The organism is Brevibacillus laterosporus (genome assembly GCF_030489605.1).
GTDB classification, from domain to species: domain Bacteria; phylum Bacillota; class Bacilli; order Brevibacillales; family Brevibacillaceae; genus Brevibacillus_B; species Brevibacillus_B laterosporus_E.
In genome coordinates, this window is record NZ_JAUKFY010000048.1 from 1 (window position 1) to 3,601 (window position 3,601).

Annotated in this window: 7 protein-coding genes and 1 pseudogene; all 8 read right to left on the reverse strand. The window is 41.3% G+C overall.

What is annotated here, in order from left to right:
- Positions 1 to 23: 23 nt before the first annotated feature.
- On the reverse strand, positions 24 to 371 hold the full coding sequence (locus QZ995_RS23480) for a hypothetical protein (protein ID WP_301812349.1): 348 nt from the start codon (positions 369 to 371) through the stop codon (positions 24 to 26).
- Positions 372 to 604: 233 nt separating this feature from the next.
- The gene (locus tag QZ995_RS23485) at positions 605 to 790 is read right to left on the reverse strand and encodes a hypothetical protein (protein WP_301812350.1); all 186 of its coding nucleotides are present in this window, start codon (positions 788 to 790) and stop codon (positions 605 to 607) included.
- 5 nt (positions 791 to 795) lie between these two features.
- On the reverse strand, positions 796 to 1,971 hold the full coding sequence (locus QZ995_RS23490; protein WP_301812352.1) for a glucosaminidase domain-containing protein: 1,176 nt from the start codon (positions 1,969 to 1,971) through the stop codon (positions 796 to 798).
- The gene (locus QZ995_RS23495; protein ID WP_301812354.1) at positions 1,968 to 2,213 is read right to left on the reverse strand and encodes a hypothetical protein; all 246 of its coding nucleotides are present in this window, start codon (positions 2,211 to 2,213) and stop codon (positions 1,968 to 1,970) included. Before QZ995_RS23495 ends, QZ995_RS23490 begins: the two co-directional genes overlap by 4 nt.
- A complete protein-coding gene (locus QZ995_RS23500) occupies positions 2,194 to 2,676 on the reverse strand; it encodes a phage holin family protein (protein WP_301812355.1) in 483 nt (160 codons plus the stop codon). Before QZ995_RS23500 ends, QZ995_RS23495 begins: the two co-directional genes overlap by 20 nt.
- A gap of 116 nt (positions 2,677 to 2,792) precedes the next feature.
- Positions 2,793 to 2,939 (reverse strand): CD1375 family protein, encoded by a 147-nt coding sequence (locus tag QZ995_RS23505; RefSeq protein ID WP_301812334.1) that lies wholly within the window; start codon positions 2,937 to 2,939, stop codon positions 2,793 to 2,795.
- Entirely contained in the window at positions 2,939 to 3,157 is a 219-nt protein-coding gene (locus tag QZ995_RS23510) for a hypothetical protein (RefSeq protein WP_301812357.1), read from the reverse strand. Before QZ995_RS23510 ends, QZ995_RS23505 begins: the two co-directional genes overlap by 1 nt.
- Positions 3,157 to 3,601, reverse strand: a pseudogene (locus tag QZ995_RS23515) (hypothetical protein); the annotation flags it as partial. The gene QZ995_RS23510 and the pseudogene QZ995_RS23515, both read right to left, overlap by 1 nt.

The following is a 3,601-nucleotide window of genomic DNA, read 5'->3' on the forward strand; positions in this document are numbered from 1 at the left end:
AAATTCCGTCAGAGGGATTTTTCTTATTGAAAGGTAGTATGTTTTGTCTTCCATTTTTCAAGTGCGATAAACAACCAGAAACTATAAATACCAAGTGTTATAAAACATAATAACCACCATTTTATCCAATTTCCGAACAAACCTACAGCTGTCCCGTTGAATTTCAATCGTCGGCCCTCTATTACTGTGTGCTCGATCTTCCATTTGTAAACTTTACATAAAGCCCAGGGATAGCAAAATCCAAGTGTAAAAAACGTGATTAGTCCGCCTAAAATTGACCATCCTATGTACTGAAATAAACCGCCATCAAAATATGAGTACCCTTCTACTTTAGGTACTTCCGTATGAACTACGCTTACTACTTGCTCCATCTTTTACCTCCTTTCGACATAAATACTTACTTCTATACATGGTACTTTTTTCCTCTCTATTAATAAAAAAAGCCTCCTATAAAGGAGGCAATTTTTTTCTACTACTTGCTAAATTAAAATAATTTTCATCAATTTCAAAACCAGTTATATTACGGCCAAGCTTGTTGGCTGCTTCGACCACAATGTGTGCGTAAGGGAAAAGAAAAATGCCTATCGCTTGGATGGCATTTTGTCTATTTTGTTTTGTGTTTAAAGTTATTTGTAAAGGCAGCTATTACAGCCACTACAGCCGAAAGACCGTTCACAATCGCGTTAATTTGATCATCAGTAATAATGCTATATCCGTAGGCTTCAGTTAATAGCTTTATCGATCCAAGTACACCAGCAAATAATACTGCTTTGTTTCCTGTTGTTTTCATATCCCTTAAACCCCCAATTTTTTAGCCATATTATGAATTAAAGTTGCCGCATTCTCGCCTTTTACCGTCCCGCCTTGAACAGCATTGGTTTTCCAATACTCAGGTGATTGAATGACACCAGCTTTTACAAGAGCCTCTAAAGATTTATCTAAATCGCTCATAGTTGCAGCTCCTTCTTTTGGTTTGTAGGTATGCCCAACGTATTCACAAAATGCTTTGACAACAGCCTCAGCGTAAATTTTCCAGTTAGCTTTTAAGCGTTCCGCGTCTACCGTATTGTCGATAAAACCATATTCCACAATTGTGGTGTCTACCGCGCCCGTCTCTCGATGCATGAAGTAATAGTCAGCCCCTCCGTTTCCTTGGCGGCTATACGCCTTACGGAACTTTTGGCCACAATTCACAACAGAATGGGCAAGCACTTTCGCAAGTTTATCAGTGGCATGAATCGAGTGGATCGCCTCCACACCTTCGCCACCACCAGCGTTTATATGGTTTGAAATGCAATACTTAGCCCCACTTTGTTTAACCGCTCCTGTGCGCTGTGAGGGCGCCAGAGTGATATCTGCTGTCCTTGTAATCGCTACTGGTAGGCCCAGCTCCTTGAATCGATTAAATTGATACAAACTAATTTGGAGAGTGAGATCCTTTTCTCTCAATCCGTTGCCCACTGCACCTGAATCAGTGCCGCCATGCCCTGGATCGATAATTAAAATAGGTGTGGTCATTCTATCAGCTCCTTGGTCGTATTTGTAAAGTTGGTATTCTTCGATTCGTTTAATAAGTTTTTCAGCATATTGCGAATCAGTTGCATAGCCCGCTTTCTCAATCTCATGGCAAGCAGTACGCCAATCGGCATTAATAATCTTGGAATAACGTGGATTCAACAAAAACTCTGAATGATCACGGACAGAGTCTTCCCAGTCATGATATCTTCGGAAAGGAGATCTCCTTGTTATTTTCTTTCCGTGCTCTTCCTCCGGAGAATCCCTTTCGTAGCTACCAGCAGGCCCTACGCCTTTAATTCCAAACCAGTTATTCGCATTAACCGCCACCTCAGAGGCTCCCCATCCTGACTCCAGGATTCCTTGTGCAATAGTTAAGGATGCAGGGATACCGGTTCTCTTCATTTCTTGGATAGCAATAGGTGCCAATTCGGAGAAAAAATCATCTGGTTTCATTGCTTGTTCCCTCCGTTGTCTGTTTTTGCATAGCTGTAGGCTCCCGAAGCCGTTAATCCCACCACAACTGCTGTTAGTAAATTGTTTCTTAATTCCCCGTTTGGAAGAGATACAAAAAGGGCCGAAAAAGCCATAGCGACTAATGGAGCGAATTTATTAGGAACCCCGAACCCTTTAGCCACACCAGTAAGCGCCGCAACAATAGCAGCAAGTGTAGCAATATCAAAGGTCATTTCCATCATTTCCCTTCCTTAGCTTTTGGGCCCTTTCTGCTTTAGCTTCCAACTCTGAACCTACAAGATTCATAACTTTTTTAGGAATCCATTTTTCCCAACCAGCACGAATAGCGTTGGCTGTGACGCTTGCCCACGTATGATATATCAGCCCGAATGTAACACCAAAGAAAAGAAACCCTGGTGTTTGTAAGGCATGGTCTAAAACATTTGCGAGTACAGGGAAAAACAATATGAAAATTGTACGGAAAACACCACCGATCCCATATTCAGAAGAGTAGGTGCCATCCTTAATAGAAGCAGATATTCCGGTAACCCAATCTGTAGCGATTATAAGAAAGAGGGCAATTAATAAATGATGGCGCCCTGAACCATATAAGAAATCTATCCACGGTAATACTAATGATCCAATACCACCAATAACAATAGTGGCCGGTTTAGCCATAGCATTTAATTCAAGGGAAAAATTCATAAAAATCCTCCTTTATTAACTTGGAAAGAAAAAGAGCAAAAAAACTACTCATAAATAAAGAGAGCCGCATTAACGGCTCTCCATGGAAAAACGCCTCTCCAATTGGAAAGACGTAACTATTTTTGCAAAGCTAAATATTCAGCGACTGGCACTCGATAATTTTCTGGTACAGCTTTCTCCTCTGTTCCCATAGGATCAATTAGCCACTCTCCTGATTTCACAAGCACAGCATATACAGGTATCATGTATTTTTTAACTGGCATCACTCAGCACCTCCTTTCAGTGCAGTAATCTCTTCTTGTAATTGAACAATCTGCTTTCCTTGTTGCTCTATCGTAATGTGCAATATACCTAACTGCCTGTCTAAGTCTGTTATCGCCTCTAGTGCCGCTAATAACTCTGGACGTAACGGATCATGATGCCCCGGAGTCTCCACCACACCGCCAAGTGTCCCGTCTGGATTTCTCTTTATATATTCCACTAGCTAATCACTCCCACTAGCATGACAGCTGCTTCTTTTGCGCTTGTATTGGTCCTGCTCAATGTCAGCTTGAACATAACGTCTGACTTTGCTGTTGCTACCGTACTAATCAACTCATCTTCTGTGATGGAAGTAGTAAGATCAACACTTTCTTTGGTCATTGCTGTATATTGCTCAGGCAGTCCTTTATCTACAAAAGAAGCTTCAGCATCAACGACTAAATTGCCCTTTTCTCTCTTTAGCCAAGCTAGTATTTCTCTAGCTGATCCTTTCGGTGCTAGGATTTTATAACGGGCAACAGCTTTCTTCATAGGTGTTTCTGTTACAGCGTTATTGATGGTAAAAGTATTTACGGTATAGGCTCCGAATTGATCTGTAGCCGTTATGGTCACGGTGTTAGACCCCGCTTTAAGATCACTCACTTTACACGTATAAGACCAGTTT